The 16,528-nt window shown below is 68.0% G+C and carries 20 protein-coding genes; 11 read left to right on the top strand and 9 right to left on the bottom strand.

Translation table 11 applies throughout. The features are described 5' to 3' along the window. Positions 1-73: 73 nt before the first annotated feature. Positions 74-664, top strand: a complete 591-nt coding sequence (locus tag ACNQVK_RS05495) for a TetR/AcrR family transcriptional regulator (RefSeq protein ID WP_418028721.1) — start codon at positions 74-76, stop codon at positions 662-664. 11 nt (positions 665-675) lie between these two features. On the opposite strand, the gene ACNQVK_RS05490 is transcribed toward ACNQVK_RS05495, so the two are convergent. Together ACNQVK_RS05490 and ACNQVK_RS05485 are read right to left on the bottom strand one after the other, a co-directional pair. Then, entirely contained in the window at positions 676-1,344 is a 669-nt protein-coding gene (locus ACNQVK_RS05490; RefSeq protein WP_418028720.1) for a GNAT family N-acetyltransferase, read from the bottom strand. A gap of 50 nt (positions 1,345-1,394) precedes the next feature. Continuing rightward, a complete protein-coding gene (locus ACNQVK_RS05485) occupies positions 1,395-1,553 on the bottom strand; it encodes a hypothetical protein (RefSeq protein ID WP_418028719.1) in 159 nt (52 codons plus the stop codon). 146 nt (positions 1,554-1,699) lie between these two features. On the opposite strand from ACNQVK_RS05485, the gene ACNQVK_RS05480 reads away from it, so the two are divergent. Beyond that, positions 1,700-2,800: a helix-turn-helix transcriptional regulator gene (locus ACNQVK_RS05480; RefSeq protein ID WP_418028718.1), complete on the top strand. Its 1,101-nt coding sequence runs from the start codon at positions 1,700-1,702 to the stop codon at positions 2,798-2,800. A gap of 2 nt (positions 2,801-2,802) precedes the next feature. Here ACNQVK_RS05480 and ACNQVK_RS05475 read toward each other — a convergent pair whose 3' ends face one another. The 4 genes from ACNQVK_RS05475 to ACNQVK_RS05460 all read right to left on the bottom strand — a co-directional run bounded on the left by ACNQVK_RS05475 (position 2,803) and on the right by ACNQVK_RS05460 (position 6,569). Continuing rightward, positions 2,803-4,023: a Dyp-type peroxidase gene (locus ACNQVK_RS05475; protein WP_418028717.1), complete on the bottom strand. Its 1,221-nt coding sequence runs from the start codon at positions 4,021-4,023 to the stop codon at positions 2,803-2,805. Beyond that, the gene (locus tag ACNQVK_RS05470; RefSeq protein WP_418028716.1) at positions 4,016-4,522 is read right to left on the bottom strand and encodes a copper chaperone PCu(A)C; all 507 of its coding nucleotides are present in this window, start codon (positions 4,520-4,522) and stop codon (positions 4,016-4,018) included. Before ACNQVK_RS05470 ends, ACNQVK_RS05475 begins: the two co-directional genes overlap by 8 nt. Beyond that, on the bottom strand, positions 4,515-5,918 hold the full coding sequence (locus tag ACNQVK_RS05465; protein WP_418028715.1) for a PepSY-associated TM helix domain-containing protein: 1,404 nt from the start codon (positions 5,916-5,918) through the stop codon (positions 4,515-4,517). Before ACNQVK_RS05465 ends, ACNQVK_RS05470 begins: the two co-directional genes overlap by 8 nt. A gap of 108 nt (positions 5,919-6,026) precedes the next feature. Continuing rightward, positions 6,027-6,569 carry a hypothetical protein gene (locus tag ACNQVK_RS05460; protein ID WP_418028714.1) on the bottom strand — a complete coding sequence of 181 codons (543 nt, stop codon included), beginning with the start codon at positions 6,567-6,569 and terminating at the stop codon, positions 6,027-6,029. A 62-nt stretch (positions 6,570-6,631) separates the two neighbouring features. Here ACNQVK_RS05460 and ACNQVK_RS05455 point away from each other — a divergent pair, with 62 nt between their 5' ends. The 5 genes from ACNQVK_RS05455 to lipE all read left to right on the top strand — a co-directional run bounded on the left by ACNQVK_RS05455 (position 6,632) and on the right by lipE (position 10,151). Continuing rightward, the gene (locus tag ACNQVK_RS05455) at positions 6,632-7,267 is read left to right on the top strand and encodes a class I SAM-dependent methyltransferase (RefSeq protein ID WP_418028713.1); all 636 of its coding nucleotides are present in this window, start codon (positions 6,632-6,634) and stop codon (positions 7,265-7,267) included. Positions 7,268-7,382: 115 nt separating this feature from the next. Further along, on the top strand, positions 7,383-7,736 hold the full coding sequence (locus ACNQVK_RS05450; protein WP_418028712.1) for an ArsR/SmtB family transcription factor: 354 nt from the start codon (positions 7,383-7,385) through the stop codon (positions 7,734-7,736). Further along, on the top strand, positions 7,733-8,368 hold the full coding sequence (locus ACNQVK_RS05445; RefSeq protein ID WP_418028711.1) for an SRPBCC family protein: 636 nt from the start codon (positions 7,733-7,735) through the stop codon (positions 8,366-8,368). Before ACNQVK_RS05450 ends, ACNQVK_RS05445 begins: the two co-directional genes overlap by 4 nt. Positions 8,369-8,424: 56 nt before the next feature. Further along, positions 8,425-8,910, top strand: coding sequence for a peroxynitrite isomerase (locus ACNQVK_RS05440; RefSeq protein ID WP_418028710.1), 486 nt, complete (start codon positions 8,425-8,427; stop codon positions 8,908-8,910). After that, positions 8,907-10,151, top strand: coding sequence for a lipase LipE (gene lipE / locus ACNQVK_RS05435; RefSeq protein WP_418028709.1), 1,245 nt, complete (start codon positions 8,907-8,909; stop codon positions 10,149-10,151). Before ACNQVK_RS05440 ends, lipE begins: the two co-directional genes overlap by 4 nt. Before the next feature lies 1 nt (position 10,152). On the opposite strand, the gene ACNQVK_RS05430 is transcribed toward lipE, so the two are convergent. Next, positions 10,153-10,593 carry a PPOX class F420-dependent oxidoreductase gene (locus tag ACNQVK_RS05430; RefSeq protein ID WP_418028708.1) on the bottom strand — a complete coding sequence of 147 codons (441 nt, stop codon included), beginning with the start codon at positions 10,591-10,593 and terminating at the stop codon, positions 10,153-10,155. A 49-nt stretch (positions 10,594-10,642) separates the two neighbouring features. On the opposite strand from ACNQVK_RS05430, the gene ACNQVK_RS05425 reads away from it, so the two are divergent. Beyond that, on the top strand, positions 10,643-12,190 hold the full coding sequence (locus tag ACNQVK_RS05425) for an acyl-CoA carboxylase subunit beta (RefSeq protein ID WP_418028707.1): 1,548 nt from the start codon (positions 10,643-10,645) through the stop codon (positions 12,188-12,190). A gap of 3 nt (positions 12,191-12,193) precedes the next feature. Here ACNQVK_RS05425 and ACNQVK_RS05420 read toward each other — a convergent pair whose 3' ends face one another. Continuing rightward, a complete protein-coding gene (locus ACNQVK_RS05420; RefSeq protein WP_418028706.1) occupies positions 12,194-12,679 on the bottom strand; it encodes a GNAT family N-acetyltransferase in 486 nt (161 codons plus the stop codon). Between the two features lie 58 nt (positions 12,680-12,737). Between ACNQVK_RS05420 and ACNQVK_RS05415 the strand changes: the two genes are divergently transcribed. The 3 genes from ACNQVK_RS05415 (at position 12,738) to ACNQVK_RS05405 (ending at position 15,920) form a co-directional block, all read left to right on the top strand. Then, positions 12,738-13,202 (top strand): DUF4383 domain-containing protein, encoded by a 465-nt coding sequence (locus tag ACNQVK_RS05415; protein WP_418028705.1) that lies wholly within the window; start codon positions 12,738-12,740, stop codon positions 13,200-13,202. A 304-nt stretch (positions 13,203-13,506) separates the two neighbouring features. After that, positions 13,507-13,905 carry a heme-binding protein gene (locus ACNQVK_RS05410; protein WP_418028704.1) on the top strand — a complete coding sequence of 133 codons (399 nt, stop codon included), beginning with the start codon at positions 13,507-13,509 and terminating at the stop codon, positions 13,903-13,905. Between the two features lie 65 nt (positions 13,906-13,970). Further along, positions 13,971-15,920 (top strand): CocE/NonD family hydrolase, encoded by a 1,950-nt coding sequence (locus ACNQVK_RS05405; RefSeq protein ID WP_418028703.1) that lies wholly within the window; start codon positions 13,971-13,973, stop codon positions 15,918-15,920. Here ACNQVK_RS05405 and ACNQVK_RS05400 read toward each other — a convergent pair. Beyond that, positions 15,889-16,482: a class I SAM-dependent methyltransferase gene (locus tag ACNQVK_RS05400; protein WP_418028701.1), complete on the bottom strand. Its 594-nt coding sequence runs from the start codon at positions 16,480-16,482 to the stop codon at positions 15,889-15,891. The genes ACNQVK_RS05405 and ACNQVK_RS05400 overlap by 32 nt on opposite strands. Positions 16,483-16,528 lie beyond the last annotated feature (46 nt).

Below are 16,528 nucleotides of genomic sequence, written 5' to 3'. Positions count from 1 at the left end.
TCGTCTTGTGGGAGACTACGGTGGGTAGCTTGCCGTGTAAAGATCCGTTCACAGGACCGACGAGGACGTACCGATGATCCCCACTGCCGATGAGGTGACTCCCCCGCGGCGACGCAGCGAGAAGTCGCGGGTGGCCATCATCGAGGCCACCCGCGCACTACTGCTGGAGCGGGGCTTCGACGGGCTGAGCATCGAGGCCGTCGCCGCACGAGCCGGGGTCGGCAAGCAGACCATCTACCGCTGGTGGCCGAGCCGGCCCGCACTGGTCGCCGATGTCCTGCTGGCGGACGCCGACAAGATTCTGGCCACCATGCCGCACACCGGCGATGTCACCGCCGACCTGGCCTCCTGGGCCGGAACCCTGGCGTCGGCCCTGACCACGAAGCGCGGCAATGCCATGCTGCGCATCCTGACGGCGGCCTCACTCGAGCACGAGGACACCGCCGCACGACTGCGTGCGGGCTTCAGCCGCCCGCTGGTCGAATCCGTGCGCAACCGGCTGCTGGCCGATCACATCGACGCCGACCTGGCGTCAGCCGCGGCCGACGCCCTGCTCGGCGGCGTGGTCTATCCCGTCCTGTCGGAAGGGCGGAACTACTCCAGGCAGCGCGCCGAAGGCCTGGCCCGCATCATCGTCGCGAGCCTGCACAGCCAGACCGGCTGAACGCCGGGGCGTTACGCCCCGGGAAGGGCCCCGGGCGCCCGTACCACCATCGGAACGGCCGGAAAGTACGTCGCCATCTCGGAGCGACACTTGCGCAGGGCGGCAGTGCCGTACCCGCGCTTACGGAAGTCCGGGTGGATCCAGATTCGGACGTTGACCTCGCCGTGGGTCAGTTCGCCGAACACCATGCCGACCTTCTGGTCGCCCTCCAACGCCACGAACCAGGCGGCTTCTTCGGCGTCCACCCGGCCCAGCGCGGCGCGGATCTCGTCGTCGACATCGGCCGCGGGCGCGCCCGAACCGTCGCCGGAGGCACCGACGTCGGTGGTCCGGGCGATGAAGATGTCGCGGTCGGTTTCGGCGGCGAACGGCCGCAGATCCAGAGATTCACCCGAGGCTGCCGGACGCTCCGACACCGTGAAGCTGAGCTGGCTGTTGAGGTCGTCGAGTTCGGCCGCGATCGCGCGTCGCGAGTCCTTGGTGATCTGCGCGAACGACAACCCCACCACGGCCTCGGCCGCGGCGTGCGAGGTGCCGAGCAGTACAGCAACCGCATCGATGGCAGCCGGGCGATCGTCGGCATCCACGATCACGTCGAGCACTTCGTGGCGCCGGTTGAGGGCGTTGAGCAGAGCGTCGGCAATTTCGCGCCGGGCCGCGGCTTTGTCGTGATCGGTCATACCGCGAGAGTAGATCAGCAGCGTGCGGTCTGTGCAGGGCAACCGTCAGCTCAGAGCCGGTCCATTTCGCGCGCCATCTCCGACCACTCGAAATAGACCAACCTCGATGCGCATTCAAAGGGATGGCGGCCGTGGTCGTGACCGTCGATCTGCAGATGCCACGGCTGACGGGCAACGTCCATCGGTCGTGACGGGGTGGACGAGAACATGGCCGGCCCCCTTCGCTAGCTCGTACCCGCAGACAACCACCCCGCTCGCGCCGATACATCATTCATCCGGTTGATATTGATTTGGATTACTCTGACGTCAGGGCCAGGCACATGAACTCGACGACGAACGAATCGGGATCCGTGACATGTTCACGGTCGAAGGATTCTCGCGCCTAGTAGCCGGCATCTACGCCGCCGCGATCGCTCCCCAGCACTGGGAGTCCACGATCCGCGACATCCAACGCACCATCGGCGGCAACGGCGGCGCGCTTCTCACCGCCGAGCAGTCCGTCTGGTCGATCCAGAACTCGATCCTTCCGGTCGGCGCGGCCGCCGGCTACGCCGCCTACTACCACCGGCTCGACGCCCCGATGGCCGCGGTGGAGAAGGGTGCGGTGGGTACCGTCCGCACCGGAACAGAACTGGTCATCCCGATTCGACGTTCGGAGTTCTACGCAGATTGGCTACACCCCAACCAATTGGAGGACGGCCTGTTCATCCGGCTGTCCCGGGGCTCTCACCCGGCGTGCTTCCTGCTGCACTCCGCGGTGACGTCCGAACCGTTCGGCACGAGGGAGCGGATCCGGCAGTTCAGCGGCCTGGTACCGCACCTGCAACAGGCACTGCGAGCGCAAGGCGCGCTCGACGGCTTCGCCCACGAGGACGCCGACCTGCACGCCGCGCTGGATTCGGTGGACCACGGCATCGTCGTGGTGGGACCGAACGGGCAGGTCCTCAACCTCAACGCGGCCGCTGAAAAAGCCCTGCGCGGCGATGACGGACTTCAGGTCACCGCCGGTCGTATCACGGCGGCCGACGCCGCGGCCAACAGGACTCTCAACCGCGCCCTCAACTCGGCACTGACCGGCACCTCCGACAACATTCGCAGCGGGATCTCGTTCACCGTCCAAAGACCCTCGGACGCAAGGCCGTTCATCCTCCACGTCCTGCCGTTACACCGCCTCGAGGAGCCGGACCGGAGACGGGCGCTGGTGATACTGATCGATCCTGCCCACGAAGCCGAACCCAGCACGGCACTCCTGCAACGTCTGTACCACCTGACCCGTACCGAGGCCGATATCGCGCTGCGCGTCGCCCACGGCGCCGAACCCAAACACATCGCCGAGGACCTGTCGGTATCGATCACCACCGTGCGTACGCATTTGCACCGGATATTCGACAAGACCGACACGCACCGCCAGGTTGAACTGGTCCGACTGCTGCTCACCCTGCATCCGGTGGCCTGAGTTCAGCCGATCAACTCCTGCCCCAGATAACCGTCGGCTGTCCGCACCCCGCCGGGCACCACGAACACCGACGACCCGATGGCCGTGGTCCACTGGTTGAGCGCATCGAACTGGGCGAGGCGGCGCTGCACCGGCAGGAACTGCTCGTCGATATCGCGTTGGAAGGTCGCAAAGATCAACCCGGTGTTCGAAGTCTGACCTGGTCCCGGCGGATCGTCGTAGTTGTAGGGCCTGCGCAGAAAGCGTTCCCGCGTGCCGCGATGGTGCGCCAGCGCAACATGCGAGTTCTGCGGAATCACCGGAATTCCGTTGTGCATCAGGGAGAAATCCGGTTCGTCCGCCTCACAGCTGCCGGTCAGTGGAGCCCCGGAATCCAGGGTGCGACCGACGGTGAACTCCTTGCTCTGACGGTCTAGCTCGTCCCAGGTGTCCAGGTGCATGGCGATCCGCCGGATGACCATCAGCGTGCCGCCGGCCAGACCCGGGTGCACCGGGCCGGACATCCAGACCAGATCATCGAAGTCGACGGCGGTGAGGTTCGCGGTGCCGTCGACCTGTCCCATCAGGTTGCGCATGGTGGTGCCGTTCGCGTCGGCGCCGCGGGCATTGCGGAACCCGGCCTGCCGCCAGCGCGGGGTCGCCATGGACCGGACGTTCTTGGTCAACACCCGGTTGGCGTGGGCCACCGTCACCGGATCGTCGGCACAGATCTGCAGCACCAGATCACCGCCGGACCATCTGTCTTCGAGCCGGTCCACGTCGAACACAGGCAGCTCACGGGCCGACCGCGGCCGGGAACCTGCCGGCCCGATGCGGTCGAACAGCCCGATTCCGAGTCCGACGGTGATGGTCAATCTGGCTGGGCGGGTGGCGAGTTCGGGTTCCGTGTCGGCCAGCGCGGGGGCACCGCGGGTCAAGCGGGCGGCGTCGGCCGTCCACAACCTCAGGATCGCGGCGACCGTTTCCCGTTCCGTGCGCCGCGCGTCGGCCTTTCCGCCTTCGTTCAGATCGAATGCCACGAACAGCCCGTGCGACTGCGGTGCGGTGGCGATGCCGGCCTGGTGCGGTCCGTGGAACGGTTCCACGTCGACACCGAAACCGCTTCGCACAGTGGCGGAATGGGCCGCGCCGGACTGGTTCAGGACCGCGCCGCCGGCCAGCGCGGCAGCGCCCCCGGCGAGGAGACGCCGCCGGTTGACCGCCAGGCGGGAGGGCTCAGCCATGTCCGTGCGGGGACGCCGGCTGATAGTTCTCGTTGCCGCCGGCGAAATCCCGCACCTGGGCCGTGACCGGGAGGGACGATCCGTCGTCGAACACCAGGGAGACCGGAACGTCGGCGCCGGGCTGCAGCGGCGCCTTCAGATCCATCAACATCAGGTGGTCCCCGCCGGGGACCAGGTCATGGGTATCCCCTGCCGCGATGCTGAGCCCGCCGTCCTTGGGCCGCATGGTTTTCGACCCGTTGCCGTCGCTGACCACCTCGTGCAGTTCCACCATGCCGGCCGCGGGCGAGGTCGCCGAGACGATGCGAACGTCGTGGTGGCCGGTGTTCTTGAGCGTGCCGAAGACAGCGGTCATTCCGGTATCAGCGGCACTGGCCCATTGCTCACTGATCTGAACCGTGTCGGCCATCTTCTCGTCGTGATGACTCTCGGTGCACGCGCCCAGTCCCACTGCCAAGGCCAATGCGGCCCCCGTCAGAACAGCTGCGACCTTAGACATTTGATCTTTCCTTCCACCACGCCACAGCGACATCGACCAGCAGAAACGCGACCAGGCTCAACCCGAACAGCGGGAGGGACCACCCGATGACGGCTGCGACGGCGACGATCGCCACGCTGCCCCAGGGCGGTAACTGCCGCAGCGCCCCGCGCAGCGGCGGCCGGCCAACGGCCCAGGCCGAACCGCGCGTCGGCCTGCGCTGCCACCACATTCGGTAGCCGCGCACGATGACGGTGATCAGCCCCACCATGGTGATCGCCAGCACGATCTGGTTGGCGATACCGAACAGCAGGCCCATGTGGGCATCGATCGTCCAGTCCGTGAGCTTGGCCAGCAAGGGCCACTGCGCCAGGTTCACCCGATCGGTCACCGCCCCGGTTTCAGGGTCGACCGCGATCGCGTCGGCACGGGTGGGCCAATCACGTTTGCGCTCGGCGACTTTCCAGGCCTCACCGGCTTCGGCCGGCGGGTACAGCCACATCGGGCCGCGCAAACCGGCCTGCTCGGCGGTCCGCAGCACGATATCGGCGCCGCGCAACTCGGACTGGCCGCCGCCGTGCTGCCCGTGGTGTGCCGCCTCAGGCGCCGGCGCTCCGGACAACGCGGTGTCCACGGCAGGCGCCGTCGTGTTCAGCCGTGCCTGAATGCTGTTGACCGTCTCCCCCGCATAACGCGACCAGGTGATACCCGACACCGACAGCGCCAGCAGCACGGCCACGATCCACACGCCCACCGCACCGTGCCAGGACAGCGTGCGGCGACGGCCCGAGGCCGTCCGATCGGGCAGAACCAGATCGCGCATCGTCCGGTTCTCCCGGCGCCGCATGACCCACAGGGCCAGCCCGGCCAGCGCGATCACCCACATCCAGCTGGCGGCCAGCTCGCTGTAGTTGCGGCCCAACGCACCGAGATGCAGGTTGCGGTGCAGCTCGTCGAACCAGGCCCGCATCGGCATCCACTGCCCGTAGGTGGTCAGCGCCCCGCGCACCTCGCCGGTGTAGGGGTCGACGAACACCGTGCGCGAGTAGTCCGGTGGGACGTCCTTGAATTCCGGGCCCACCAGCAGGCTGAACTGGGTGGTCTCGTCGGGGGCCGCGGGCGGGCGGATGCTCTCCACCGTGCCTTCCGGATGAGCATGGCGCGCCGCGGCCAGTTGGTCGGCCAGTGGCAGCCGCTCGGTCCCGACCTGCGCGACCGTCAGCTCGTGCCGATAGACGAAGGTGTCGATCTGCGGGATCAGCGCATAGAGCAGACCGGTGACGGCCGCGATCAGGATGAACGGACCGACGAACACGCCCGCGTAGAAGTGCAGCCGCACCAGAAGGGGACGGACGGAGTTGGACTTGACGGGCGGAGGGGACTCGTCGCGTAGTTGATCGTCAGGGGTGATGGTCATGGAAATGCCTTCGCGGAAAAAGATCTTTGAGAACACCAGAACAGTGCGCGGGCGCACAAACGGGTAACAGCCCGTCAGTTCGACGGGCTCAGAATGAAGAGGCGGGCGTCAGCCGACCGTGCCGGGCGCCGCCGGCGGTGCCCGCATCCCCAGGCCGGCGTGCAGCAGAACAGGCCGCGCCACAACCACATTCGAAGGCCACCAGAGCTCACGCACCAACGGGCGGATCCGGGCGGTGGCGAAGATTCGCAACCAGGACAGCACCGAGGCGCCGACCACGAACAGGTACTCGGCCATGCCGATCACCAGACCGAGGCCCACCGCGGCCGCGGCGTGCATCCCGATCATGGGTGCGGTGAGAAGCGATGCCGCGTGATGGTGCCCGCCGGACATCGCCAGTGCGAAGTGACCGAGTAGCTGCCCGGCGCCCAGGCCCGCGATGAGCAGCCCGGTCTTGGCCGGGCGCGTCTGCGGGTTCAGGCCACCGACGGCGGCGCCGAGCACCGCGCACAGCAGCAACAGCACGATCAGCGGGCTGCTCGTCGGGGCCATCCCGCCGCCCGCGGTGTGCGCGACCGTTGCGGTGAGTGCCGAGCACGCGCCGACCAGACCACCGCGCAGACGCGCGGCGTGCTTGGCTGACGTGCTCACCTGCGGAACCTTACCGTGTGGCCTGAGCTGGGCTTCCGGCGTCGGGTCCTAGAGTTGGCGCAGTGGGTGGCCAGGCATATGAGCAGTACGACCTGATCGCCGACGAGTACGCCCGGACGTTCGCCGGCGAGTTCGAATCCCGCCCCTTCGATCGTGCGGTTCTGCGGTCCTTCGCGGACCTGGCGGTGCGGTCCGGCGGCACGAGAGCACTCGATGTGGGATGCGGGCCCGGGGAGGCTGCCGCCGAACTTGCTTCCTGCGGGCTGCGCACCGAAGGCGTCGACGGCTCGGCTGCGATGATCGGCCTGGCCAGGCAGAATGCGCCGGGAGTGCGGTTTCAGACCGCCGACATGTTCGACCTCCCGCATGAGGCAGGGACCTTCGACGCGGTGTGCGCGTGGTACTCGATCATCCACACCCCCGCCGAGGCATTGCCTGAGCTGTTCACCGAGTACCGCCGGGTCCTGGCCGATCCGGGGTGGTTGCTGCTGGGGTTCCAGACCGAGGGCGAGACGGCGGTCTACGACCACGCCTTCGGCCGGGACGTGGCGCTGACGTTCCTCCGTCACGAGATCGCCACGGTATGCACCGCGCTGGAAGCGTCGGGATTCACCGTGTACGCGACCACCAAACGAGCGCGTCAGGCACAGCTGGACGAGCCCACGGCCCAGGCCATGGTCATCGCGCAGACTGCGTGACCGCGAGCGACCCCAAAATGTCGCTGTTTCACGGCATGTTGCGTGCAGACACGGTCGTTCGCGATGCAAAGTTCAGTCTTGACTTATATAAGTCATACCTTCTACTGTGGGTCGCGTGCACGCCTTCGACATCCTCGGAGACCCGGTGCGCAGGCGGATCCTCGAGCTCATCCAGACCGGTGAAATGTCTTCCGGTGCCATCACCGAGGTGATCCGGGCCGAGTTCGAGATCAGCCAGCCTGCGGTATCGCAACACCTCAAGGTGTTGCGGGACAACGGTTTCGCCAGCGTGCGGGCAGAGGGCACCCGCCGGCTGTACAGCGTCGACACCGCGCCGCTGCGCGAGGTCGACCAGTGGCTAGAGCGGTTCCGGCGCAACTGGACACCGCACCTGGACGCCCTGGCGACCGAGATCACGCGCGGCAAACGTGAACGAAGAAGAACCACGAACAAGGAGGCTTCCCCGTGATCGACGTCCAGCACCAGCTCAACGCAGTCCGCCGCAGCGTGGGCCGCAAGACGTTCGAGGCCCGTGAGGCGCGCGTCGTGAGCGTCAGCCAGACCTACGACACCGACGCCGCCGATCTGTGGGATGCCTGCACCAGCATCGAACGGATCCCCCGCTGGTTCCTGCCGGTCACGGGCGACCTGCAGCTGGGCGGCAGTTTCCAGCTGGAGGGAAACGCGTCCGGCGAGGTGCTGAGCTGCGATCCGCCGCGTTCGTTCACGACCACGTGGGAGGCCATGGGGGCGACCAGCTGGGTCGAGGTCACCATCACGGCCGCAGGTGAGGACCGGGCGACCTTCACGCTCGACCACATCATGCACTCCGGCGACGACGACGAGTTCTGGTTGCAGTTCGGACCGGGAGCGGTCGGAGTCGGTTGGGACTCGGCCCTTCTCGGTCTGGCCGGATACCTCGCCGGCGGCGACCGCATCACGCCGGAGGAGGGTGCGGCCTGGGCAGCCGGCGAGGAGGGCCGCGGCTTCATGACCGCTGCGAGTGAACTCTGGTACCAGGCGGACCTGGCGGCCGGTGAGGATCCGGCACAGGCCCGCGCTGCGGCGGATCGCACCGCCGAGGCCTACACCGCGAGCTGACCTGGGCCGAAGCGACGCGATGGGGCCCCGCCATGCCGTCGCCGTACCCTGTCGTTGTGCCCGACCTCCACCCGAACCTGACCGTGCTGGCTCCGCTGCTCGGCACTTGGGCCGGTCCCGGCGCCGGTGAGTATCCGACGATCGAATCGTTCGAGTACCTCGAAGAGATCACCTTCGGCCACGTCGGCAAGCCGTTCCTGGCCTACAGCCAGCGCACGAAGGCACGCGACGACGGCCGGCCGCTGCACGCCGAGACCGGATATCTCCGGGTCCCGGCGCCCGGCCGGGTCGAGTGGGTGCTCGCGCATCCGACCGGCATCACCGAGATCCAGGAGGGCACGGTGCGCGTCGTCGACGGACGCATCGACCTCGAGCTGACCGCGACCACCATCGGGCTGACCGCGTCGGCCAAAAATGTTGCGGCACTGTCGCGTTCAGTCCAGGTCGTCGGAGACCAGCTGACGTACAACCTGCAGATGGGCGCCGTCGGACAGCCACTGCAGCACCACCTTTCCGCGACCCTGACCAGGAAGAGCGAATGAGCCAACAAGCCCCGACCGGCAAGATCGCCCTCCCCTCCGACCTGGATGCCGTCACCGACATCGGCGACGAGGACCATTCGGAGATCGACCCGAGGGCCGTCGAGCGGATCTGGGAATCCGTCCGGTACTGGTACGGATCCGGCCTGCACCCGGCCATCCAGGTGTGCTTGCGGCGCAACGGAAAAACCGTGCTGAACCGCGCGATCGGCCACGGCTGGGGCAACGGACCCGACGATGCGCCGGACGCCGAGAAGATTCCGGTCTCCACCGCGACCCCGTTCTGTGTCTACTCGGCGGCCAAGGCGATCAGTACGACCGTGGTCCACATGCTCGTCGAGCAGGGACATTTCTCCCTCGACGACCGGGTCTGCGACTACCTGCCCAACTACACCAGCCACGGCAAGGACCGCACCACGATCCGGCACGTGATCACCCACAGCGCTGGCGTGCCGATCCACACCGGACCACGGCCCGACGTCACCCGCGTGGACGACAGCGAGTACACCCGTGAGCAACTCGCCCTGCTCAAACCGGTCTACCGGCCCGGCCTCGTGCACATCTATCACGGCCTGACCTGGGGCCCGTTGGTCCGTGAGATCGTCTCGGCAGCCACCGGCCGCAACATCCGCGACATCCTCGCCGACGAGATTCTCGACCCGCTGGGGTTCCGGTGGACCAATTACGGCGTTGCCGCAGAAGAGGTTCCGCTGGTGGCGCCCAGCCACGTCACCGGCAAGCCGCTGCCCGCACCGATCGCCGCCGCGTTCCGGGCTGCAGTCGGCGGGACGCTGGACCGCATCATCCCGCTCAGCAACACCCCACTGTTCCTGACCAGTGTCATCCCGTCGTCGACCACCGTCTCCAACGCCGACGAGCTGTCACGGTTCGCCGAAATCCTGCGCCGTGGAGGAGAACTCGACGGAGTCCGGATCATGAAGCCGGAAACGTTGCAGGCCGCGACGGCGCCGTGCCGGCGCATGCGCCCGGACGTGGCGACCGGCCTCAAGCCGATGCGCTGGGGCACCGGCTACATGCTCGGCGGAAAACGCTTCGGGCCGTTCGGCCGCAACACCCCGTCGGCATTCGGGCACACCGGGTTGGTCGACATCGCGGTGTGGGCCGACCCGCAACGCAGCCTGTCGGCCGCGATCGTCAGCAGTGGCAAGCCCGGGGCGCACCGGGAGGCCAACCGCTATCCCGCGGTGCTGGACCGGATCGCGGCCGAGATTCCGGTCGGCTGAGTCAGCGCAGCTTCTCCCCGTAGGCCCGTTCGACGGTCAGCCGCATGAGCACCCGGCGATCGGCCACCATCACCGACCGGTACTCATCCCAGTCGGGGTGCTCCCCCGCTGCGCTGCGGTAGTAGTCGACCAGCGCCTCGACCTCGGGGCCGTGCGGATCGGTACCCGGGCCGGTCAACGTCACCGACCCCTCGGCAGTGGCCCAGGCCCAGCCGTCGCCGCTGGTCACCTCCAGCGCGGCCCGGGGGTCACGGCGCAGGTTGACCGTCTTGGCGCGGCCTTCGGTCATCGACACGTAGACGACCCCGGCAGCCCGGTCGTAGAACGGCGTCACCGGCGACAGCTGCGGGATACCGGAGGCCTTGATGGTGGCCAACACGCCCAACCGGGCCTCGGCCAAGAGTTCGTGCGGATCGAACGGGTTAGATGAGGTGGCGGTCACATGTGTGCGCAACCTCCGACCGCACGCCCGCTATTCCAGGAGCCTGCCGATGCCCGACGAACCGCTCCGCGACGATCTCGCCGAACTGCTGCGCCGAAGGGCGTTGACGCAGGACGCGGGCCGGCCCGACGCGGTCGCCCGCCGGCACGCGGCAGGGGGCCGCACCGCCCGGGAGAACATCGCCGACCTGGTCGACGACGGATCGTTCGTCGAGTACGGGCGGTTCGCGATCGCGGCTCAGCGGCAACGTCGCGCCCTCGGCGATCTCATCGAACGCACACCCGCCGACGGTCTGCTGGCCGGAACCGCACGGATCGGCGGCGCCGCGTGTGCAGTGCTGTCCTACGACTACACGGTGCTGGCCGGTACCCAGGGCGCTCTGGGCCACCGCAAGAAGGACCGGCTGTTCGAGATCATCGAGCGGCTGCAGCTGCCGACGGTGTTCTTCGCCGAAGGCGGCGGCGGACGCCCCGGCGACACCGATTTTCCGACGGTCTCGTCCCTGGAGATCCGCGCCTTCGCATTGTGGGCGGGGCTGTCTGGCGTGGTGCCACGGATCGCCGTGGTCAAGGGCAGGTGTTTCGCGGGCAATGCGGTGATCGCCGGCGCGGCCGACCTGATCGTCGCGACCCAGGACAGCTCCATCGGGATGGGTGGGCCCGCGATGATCGCCGGAGGCGGCCTCGGGGATGTCGCGCCCGACGACGTCGGCCCGATCTCGGTGCAGGCGCCCAACGGTGTGGTCGATGTCGTGGTGGCCGACGAGGCGGAGGCGGTCACGACCACCCGGACCTTGATGGGTTACTTCACCGCGCTGGCCGAACCCGGCCCCACCGCCGACCAAACAGCTCTGCGCACAATGGTTCCCGAACGCGCCCGGCGCGCCTACCCGGTCGCACCGATCATCGAGACGCTCACCGACACCGGCTCGGTCACGGTCCTGCGGGAGAAGTTCGCCCCGGAGATGGTGACGGCCCTGGCCCGAATCGACGGCAGGCCGGTGGGCATCATCGCCAACAACACGATGGTGATGGCCGGTGCCATCACGGCCGCGGCGTCCGACAAGGCCGCCCGGTTCCTGCAGTTGTGCAACGCATTCGGCCTGCCGGTCGTCTCGCTGGTCGACTGCCCCGGCTACATGGTCGGCCCGGCCGCCGAGGCCGAAGCCCTGGTGCGGCGCGGTTCACGGCTGTTGGTCGCCGGTGCGGCGCTCACGGTGCCGCTGGTCGCGGTGATCCTGCGGCGGGGTTACGGCCTTGGGGCACAGGCGATGTGCGGGGGCAGCCTGCACGAGCCCCTGCTCACGGTGGCGTGGCCCGGCGCCCACCTGGGCCCGATGGGCCTGGAGGGAGCCGTCCGCCTGGGCCTGCGGAAGGAACTGGAGGCCATCGCCGACGACGACGAGCGCAAGCAGGCCGTGCGGGCCGCCACCGCGGCGGCAGAGGAGAACGCGCGGGCACTCAACTCCGCCACGCTGTTCGAGATCGACGACGTCATCGACCCGGCGGACACCCGGGAGCTGATCGCCGCCACGCTGGCCGCGGCTGCGCAGCACGAGCGTCCCGCGGCCCGGTCACGGTTCGTCGACACCTGGTGACGTTCACAGCTCCAGGTACATGATGTGCAACCCGACCAGGCCCTGGGTCCGGGACCGGTAGGCCTTCGGCACGGTGCCGATGATCCGGAAGCCGAGGTCCTGCCAGAGCGCCACGGCCCGCCCATTCGTCTCCACCACCGCGTTGAACTGGATTGCCCGATAACCGTTTTCCCGATGCCAATCGATCACCCACCGCGCCATGGCCCGCCCTACGCCGCGCGCCGACGACGCCGGATCGACCATGAAACTCGCGGTGCCGACATGATCACCGCGACCGGGCTTGTTGGGCCCCATCCGCGCGGTGCCGACGACGGCCCCGTCAACCACCGCGACGATGGTGTGACCGGGCGCGGGAGCCGGCCAGAGTTCTTGGATCTGCCGGTCGGTCAGGTCCTCGGGGTACGTGTAGCTTTCGCCGTCGGCGACGATGGCCCGGAAGAACGGCGCGATGGCGGCAATGTCATCGGCCGTGGCGGTGCGGATCTCCACGCACTGACCATACGACCGCACCGTTGACTACACGCTGTAGTAGACGTAACGTCCGACTGTGCCCAATCGTCCTCCTCGCGTGCGGCGGCAGAGGTGGAGTTTCGCCCAATGGGGACTGCTGATCATCTCGCTGTTCCACGTGGTGCAGGCAATCATCGGTTTCATTGCCGAGCCGAGTTTCGCGATCGGCCCCGACGCACCGACCACTCCGATTCTCGGCATGGACTACAACGGCTGGCATGCCGTGGCCGGCCTGGCGTTGTTCGGCCCCGGTCTGGTGTTGTGTTGGCGAAAATCCTGGGCAGTGCTCTATCTGCTCCTGGCCGCGGTGGCCGGCGCCCTGCCGGGAATCTGGGCGCTCTTCTCCAACCAGGTGGCCTACGTATTCGCCTTCCCCAACAACATCACCGACGCGGTCGTGCACATGGCAACCGCCGGGGTGATGCTGTCCGTGGCAGGTGTGCAGATGTACCGCGATGGCGGGCTGCGCAACTCACTGTCCGGGCTAACTCTCAAGCGATGAACTGATCAGTTAGCTGGACCTCTCCCGGATAACAATTCGGTCACTACATCGGGCACCACAGATCACGATCAATTAAGAATGGCTTCCGGTCTCTGAGACATTTCAAGATCATTGACCGCGATTCGTTGGAATTGAGGCGTAGTTCACCACGGCAGGCGGTAACACCACCACACCCGTCACAGCCGTTTCACAGCGCGGATGTTTTGCTCGGCCGCTTCGCGGCTACTTTCGAATTCGGGCCGGGGACAGCGATCGAGAAATCGCGAACCGATGAAGATCTCCAGAATCCCGAAGGAAAATGATCATGAAATTCACTGATATCACCGCACGCCGTGGAATTGCCGGCGCTTGCGCGGCCGGCCTGCTCGGCGGGGTTGCCGCGGCAATGATCGGCGCACCGGCGGCCGCCGCCGCACCCGACTGCAGCGCCAGCGGGGTGGCCGGCACGGTCAGCAGCACCACCGGTGCCGCGCGCGCGTATCTGGACAGCCACCCGGGAGCCAACCAAGCCGTCACCGCCGCGTTCACCCAGCCGCGTCCGCAGGCCGCGGCCACGCTGCGCGGTTACTTCACCGCGAACCCGCAGGAGTACTACGACCTGCGGGGCATCCTGGCCCCCATCGGTGACACGCAGCGCGCGTGCAACGTGACGGGACTGTCACCCGAACTGGCCTCGGCCTACTCGGAGTTCATGGCCGGGTAGTCCGTCGGCACGATGCTCGGCCCACTGGATACCGTGGTGCCAGGCCGACACGTCAAGGAGGACGGATGGCGAACCAGTGGCAGACGGTCCGAGGGAATCGTGGCACCAAGGTGGCCGGACAATCGGCGGCACGCGCACGCAAACGCAACCCGTCACCGCTTGAACCGACCTGGACGGCCCCGCCTGCCCGCTACGGCGTCGGAGTCCACCACAACGTGGCGATCCGCGCCTCCGACGGCACGGTGCTACGTGCCGACATCCACTATCCGACGGTCCCCGAGACCGGCGCGCCGGCAGTGGGGCCGTTCCCGGTGCTGCTGTCCATCACGCCGTACGGCAAGAAGGCCCCGCCGCCTGCCGCCCAGATCGGCGGCGGGGCCACCCCGTACCTGATCCGGCGCGGCTACATCGAGGTGATGGCCGACGTGCGGGGCACCGGGGCCTCGGGCGGATCGTTCGAGATGCTGGGCGCCGTCCAGGTCCAGGACGGCGTCGATCTGGTCAATTGGGCTGCGCGGCTGCCGAATTCCAACGGCCGGGTCGGAATGTTCGGCATCTCCTACCTGGCCATCAACCAGCTTCTCACCGCCGCCGCGGTCGGCCCCGACTCACCGCTGAAGGCGATCTTCCCGGTGATGGCCGCCAACGACTTCTACCGCGACGTGGTCACCATGGGCGGGGTACCGCACATGCGCACGGTGCGGGCCTACGGCGCGGTCTACTCACTGCTCAACGTGGTCAACCCGGCGCTGGAGTTCGCCAAGCGCGGCGCTCACGAGCGGCCCCGGGTCGGTGGCCTGGCCGCGGTCCGCCAGCGCGGGCGTGACCAGCGCCAGTACTTCCGCACCATGATCGGCGACGCCACAGCCGGCGGGGACACCGCCTTCGACGGTCCGTTCTGGGACACCATGCGGGCCTCGGACGTGCTGCCCGACATCGCCGAGAACAAGGTCGCGGTCTTCCTGGTCGGAGGCTGGCACGACGCCTTCCAGCGCGGCGCCCCGCTCAACTACGCCGCGCTGCAGAACGCCTACACGGGCCGGCCGACCAATGCTCCGATGCAGCCCGGCCAGCCGCTCACGGACCGGGTGCAGTTGATCATGGGCCCCTGGTATCACGTCTCGGATCTGGACGGTCTGCATCTGCATGCGCTGCAGCTGCGCTGGTTCGACCGCTGGCTCAAGGACGACGCCGATGCCGCGGTCACCGGTTCGCCGATCCGCTTCCAGGCCATCGGCAGCAAGACCTGGTTCCAGGCTCAGGACTATCCCTTCCCCGAGGCCACGCCGACGCGGCTGTATCTGGCCGAGGGCGGGCACCTCGCCGCCGAACCGGCCGGTGAGCAGACCGAGGCCATCCTGCGCTACGCGGTGCGTGGCCCGATATCCGGTCGCAGCCTCGAACAGTGGACCCTGGGGATGGGCAGCTTCATGGCCGGCCAGGCGGGCCGGCGCATCCGCTACGACCTGGACAACCGCCGGCTTCAGCGAGAGGCCCTGACCTACACCACGGCCGAGTTCACCGAAGCCCAACTCATCGCCGGCCCAGTCACTTTGACCGTGCAGGCGACGGCCGACAGCACCGAGACCCTGTGGGTCGCACACCTCGACGACGTGGCGCCGGACGGGGCCAGCCGACCGCTGACCCAGGGCGCGCTGCTCGGATCGCACCGGGCGCTGGATCCGGAGAAGACCTGGTACGCGCCGGACGGAACCGTCATCCGGCCGCATCACGTGAGCACCCGCACGGCCGCCGAGCCGGTGGTGCCCGGTGAGCTGACCCGCTACGACCTGGAGATCTTCCCCACCGGGGCGCTGATCGAGCCGGGGCATCGGCTACGGCTGACCCTGACCACCTACGACTTCCCCCACCTGGTGCCCACCCAGCCGGCCCGGCAGGCGCTGGCCGGCGGCACCTACCGGATCCAACAGGGCGGAGACGCGCCGTCGAGTCTGCTCATCCCGCTCGCCGACCCCGCGGCGTTCACGCCGGACGAGTCGCCCGGAGATAAGTAAGCCTTCCGGCCAGCCGGATGTGCCCGGATCCCACCACCGCGCAATCGAATCCGGCATCCTCGAACAGCTGGGACAGGGCGTCGCCGCGCACGTCGACGACATGCAGTCTGCCGCCCGGTCGCAGCACCCGGAACAGCTCGCGGGCGGCCGCGATCTTGGTGGCTTCGTCGAGATGGTGCAGCATCATCGACGACAGCGCCCGGTCGAACTCGCCGTCGCCGAACGGTAGTTCCTGGGCGTAGGCCCTGGTGAATCCGATACCGGTCATGCCCTTGGTTTTTCGTTCCGCTCGCCGCAGCGCCCGTGGATCGGGATCCGTCCCGACGATGTCGGCGCCGGGGCATGCCCTCTTGGCGCGGACGGTGAGGTTGCCTGTTCCACAACCTATTTCGACGACCCGCTGGCCGTCTACGAGTCCGGCCTGCGCGACCAGGTCGCGGTAGGCGGGATTCATCCCCAGGACCCGCGTCAGGAGGTCGTAGCCGGGCAGGAATGCGTCGTGACCCGCAGCAGGCAGGTAGTCATGCCGGTTTTTCAGAAGATACGGACGATGTTCGGTCATGAGTTCCATGATTCATCGGTTTCCACCAGAAGAGTTGGGCGAAGAT

It is taken from the genome of Mycobacterium sp. 134, assembly GCF_048282715.1.
In the GTDB taxonomy this organism is placed as follows: domain Bacteria; phylum Actinomycetota; class Actinomycetes; order Mycobacteriales; family Mycobacteriaceae; genus Mycobacterium; species Mycobacterium septicum.
The sequence above is the reverse complement of the archived record's forward strand: the minus strand, read 5'-3'. Positions and strand labels throughout refer to the sequence as shown.

Bases quoted from the DNA above. Each gene is read 5' to 3' on its own strand.
- ACNQVK_RS05475 (WP_418028717.1), bottom strand. From the start codon at position 4,023: ATGGCTGAGCCCTCCCGCCTGGCGGTCAACCGGCGGCGTCTCCTCGCC.
- lipE (WP_418028709.1), top strand. From the start codon at position 8,907: ATGAGCCAACAAGCCCCGACCGGCAAGATCGCCCTCCCCTCCGACCTG.
- ACNQVK_RS05480 (WP_418028718.1), top strand. From the start codon at position 1,700: ATGTTCACGGTCGAAGGATTCTCGCGCCTAGTAGCCGGCATCTACGCC.
- ACNQVK_RS05490 (WP_418028720.1), bottom strand. From the start codon at position 1,344: ATGACCGATCACGACAAAGCCGCGGCCCGGCGCGAAATTGCCGACGCT.
- ACNQVK_RS05405 (WP_418028703.1), top strand. From the start codon at position 13,971: ATGGCGAACCAGTGGCAGACGGTCCGAGGGAATCGTGGCACCAAGGTG.
- ACNQVK_RS05465 (WP_418028715.1), bottom strand. From the start codon at position 5,918: ATGACCATCACCCCTGACGATCAACTACGCGACGAGTCCCCTCCGCCC.
- ACNQVK_RS05470 (WP_418028716.1), bottom strand. From the start codon at position 4,522: ATGTCTAAGGTCGCAGCTGTTCTGACGGGGGCCGCATTGGCCTTGGCA.
- ACNQVK_RS05400 (WP_418028701.1), bottom strand. From the start codon at position 16,482: ATGACCGAACATCGTCCGTATCTTCTGAAAAACCGGCATGACTACCTG.
- ACNQVK_RS05425 (WP_418028707.1), top strand. From the start codon at position 10,643: ATGCCCGACGAACCGCTCCGCGACGATCTCGCCGAACTGCTGCGCCGA.
- ACNQVK_RS05495 (WP_418028721.1), top strand. From the start codon at position 74: ATGATCCCCACTGCCGATGAGGTGACTCCCCCGCGGCGACGCAGCGAG.
- ACNQVK_RS05410 (WP_418028704.1), top strand. From the start codon at position 13,507: ATGAAATTCACTGATATCACCGCACGCCGTGGAATTGCCGGCGCTTGC.
- ACNQVK_RS05485 (WP_418028719.1), bottom strand. From the start codon at position 1,553: ATGTTCTCGTCCACCCCGTCACGACCGATGGACGTTGCCCGTCAGCCG.